Source organism: Micromonospora sp. MH33, assembly GCF_003013775.1.
In the GTDB taxonomy this organism is placed as follows: domain Bacteria; phylum Actinomycetota; class Actinomycetes; order Mycobacteriales; family Micromonosporaceae; genus Micromonospora; species Micromonospora fulviviridis.
This window is the reverse complement of sequence record NZ_MUYZ01000496.1, coordinates 1-2,997: the sequence shown is the minus strand read 5'-3', so window position 1 is coordinate 2,997 and position 2,997 is coordinate 1. Positions and strand designations below refer to the sequence as shown.

Below are 2,997 nucleotides of genomic sequence, written 5' to 3'. Positions count from 1 at the left end.
GGGCGCGGGCTCGGCTGGCCGGTGCGGGTCAGCGGGTGGCGGCCGGTGGTCGGACCGCCGCTGACCGGGGCCCCCGGGTACGGCGCGCCACTCACCGGGGCGGCGCCCGGGTCCAGCGGGAGCGCGGCGAGCAGGCCGCGCAGCTCGACGGCGGAGGGGCGCTCGCCCGGGTCGTTCGCCATGCCCAGCCGCAGCACGTCGATCAGCTCGTCGGGCACCCCGGGCAGGCCGGGAATCGGCTGCTGGAACATCTCCAGCACGGTGACCAGGCTCGGGTTGCGCTCGGACTGCCAGCGCGGCGGGCGGCCGTGCATCACCGCGTAGAGGGTGGCGCAGAGCGCGTAGACGTCGACGGCCGGGCTGGGCGGACTGTGGCTGAACATCTCCGGCGGCGCGTACGCCGGGGTGAGCACCTCCAGGGTGACCGAGGCGTCGCGCACCTCGGCCAGCACCGCCAGCCCGAAGTCGGCCAGCACCGCCGGGTTGAAGTGCGAGTAGAGGATGTTGGCCGGCTTGACGTCCCGGTGCAGCACCCCGGCCGCGTGCGAGTGGGCCAGCGCGTCGGCGATCTTCACGCCGAGGTCGCGGGCCTCCACCGCACCCAGCGGGCACCTGCGCATCCGCTCCGCGTACGAGCCGTCGCAGAGCTCCATGATCAGGTAGGGGTGCTGGTCGACGGTGACCCCGACGTCGAAGAGGTCCACCACGTGCGGATGGGAGGACATCTTGCCGGCGGCCCGCGCCTCACGCAGGAAGCGCGCCTGGTCCCGCTCGCTGGCCAGCGTCCGGTTCTCCACCTTGACGGCGACCTCGCGCCCCACCGAGATCTGGGTGGCCCGGTAGACGGTGGCGTAGCCACCCCGGGCAAATACCTCCAGGTCGGTCAGACCGGGCACGATGGGCAGCCGCAGGGCGCCGGGCGGGGTCTCGGTCACGGCTCGAAAATACCCAACGGTCCCGGTAGCTCAGTGCACCGCGTCGGTCGCCGGAACCACATCCGGGCCCGGAGCACTGTCGTCCGCCGCACCCGGCCCGGCCGGGCCGGTGGCCGCCCGGCGGGAATCCCACCACAGGCCCACGGCGGTCGCGACCGCGCCCAGGCCCTCCCAGGCGGCCACGCCGAAGAACCGGTCCGGTGCGACGTCGGACAGCACCGCGATGCTGAACACGGTGAAGGTGACCAGGCGGAACCAGACGGTGAACCGGTAGAACGGCCGCCACTCGGTGGCCACGGCGAGCAGGTAGTAGACCCCCATGTTGAACGAGGCCATCGAGGACGCGGTGAGGAACGTGCCGGTGTAGTCACCGGGGGCGCGTTCGGCGGGCACCTCGAAGCCGAGCAGGCGTAGCTGCGTCTCCGGCCAGATCAGCCCCAGGGCGCCGAGCAGCAGCGCCAGGAGCCCGAAGACCGCGATCGTCCAGCCGGCGCCGGAGCGCGGCAGCCTCATCGTTCCTCCCACCCGCGGCCGTCGACGTGGACAGCCCTCGCCCCCACGCTAACCGCCCCCTCCGACGGACACATCCCCAGAACCGGCAGAACTGGGGGCGGGATCAGTCCCGGGCGAGGCGAACGCGGAGCGCGTCGGCGACGGCCCGTTCACTGCGCTGCTCGGTGGCGTACGCCAGCCGCACCGCCTCCTCGGCGCTGGCCAGCGCCTCGGCCGGACGGCCGCAGGCGGAGAAGGCCTCGGCCAGCACCATCCGCGCGATGACCTGGCTGCGCACGTCCTCGGCCGGGGCGGACACCGCCCGCTGCGCCCAGTCCAGCGCCTGCTCCCGCTGGCCGTGGGCGAGCAGCGCGGACGCGTACCGGGCCATGGTCTGCCGGCGGGAGAAGAGCAACGACGGGGTGTTGGCGGCGGCGGTGGCGACCGGGGCGAGCAGCCCCACGGCGGTCGCCGAGTCGCCGGCCGCGAGCCGGGCCACGGCGAGCAGCACCCGGGGCCCCACCTGGGCCGGGGCCTGCGGGTTGTGCGGCTCCACAGTGGTCAGCACCGACCGGGCCTCCCGTTCGGCGGACTCGGCGTCGCCCATGTCCAGCGCCACGAAGCCGCGCAGCGTCCCGGCCATCCCGGTGAGCAGCGGGTGCGCGGTGCGGTCGGCGTACGCGAGGGCGTCGGTGAGCAGGTCGGCGGCGTGCTCCGGCTCGCCCAGCCCGCGCGCCACCACCGCGCGCACGACCAGCGCGAAGCCCTGCCCCCAGTCGTCGCCGACCTCGGCGAACTCCCGGTACGCCCGACGCGCCGCGCGGTCCGCCTCGGCCAGCTCACCCAGCTCGGCGGTGGCGTACGCCTCGACGGCGCGGAGCGTGCCCACCGCCCACGCCTCGCCGACCCGCTCGCCGAACGGCAGGAACACCTGCGCCAACCGGCACGCCTCGCGGAGCCGGCCGGCGAGCAGCCGGGCGAACGCGGTGGTGCCGCGCAGCCAGGCCCGCCCGTACGGGTCCTTCAACTCGGCGAAGAGCCGGGCGGCCCGGCCGAGCACCGCGTCGGTGCCGGCGAAGTCGCCCCGGGTGGTGGTCACCCAGGCCAGGTTCTGCAACGACCAGGCCTGCCCACGCGGATCCTTGGCGGCGAGGCTGACCTGGTAGGAGGCGGCCAGCCGGCTGCTCGCCTGGCCCAGCCGGCCGGCGATGAAGTCGGCCATGCCGAGCCGGCGCATGGCCGAGGCGCGCATGGTCGGCAGCTTGGCCGCGGTGGCCACCTGCAACGCCTCCTGCCAGCTGCGTTCGGCCCGGTCGGCGTCGCCCAGGGTCTGGTGGGCCTGCCCGGCCAGCAGCAGGGCGCTGGTCCGGGTGGCCGCCGCGTCCCCGGCGTTGGCGGCGATCTTCTCGGCGAAGGCGAGCGCGTCCGTCGGTCGGCCGATCTGGAGCAGCGCCCGGGCGTGCACCACCCGGTCGGCCAGCGGCACCCCGTCGCGGGCCAGCTCGGCGGTGCGTTCGGCGTACTCGACGGCCAGCGCCGGCTCCCCCGAACGCAGCGCGCGGCGGGCGGC

2 protein-coding genes and 1 pseudogene are annotated in these 2,997 nt (G+C 75.5%); all 3 read right to left on the bottom strand.

Translation table 11 applies throughout. The annotated features are described in order from the left end of the window. On the bottom strand, positions 1–935 hold a 935-nt coding region (locus B0E53_RS34925), incomplete at its 3' end, for a serine/threonine-protein kinase (RefSeq protein ID WP_246835757.1). Between the two features lie 30 nt (positions 936–965). Beyond that, a complete protein-coding gene (locus B0E53_RS34920; RefSeq protein WP_107079773.1) occupies positions 966–1,448 on the bottom strand; it encodes a hypothetical protein in 483 nt (160 codons plus the stop codon). 103 nt (positions 1,449–1,551) lie between these two features. Next, positions 1,552–2,997: pseudogene (locus B0E53_RS34915) on the bottom strand (adenylate/guanylate cyclase domain-containing protein); the annotation flags it as partial.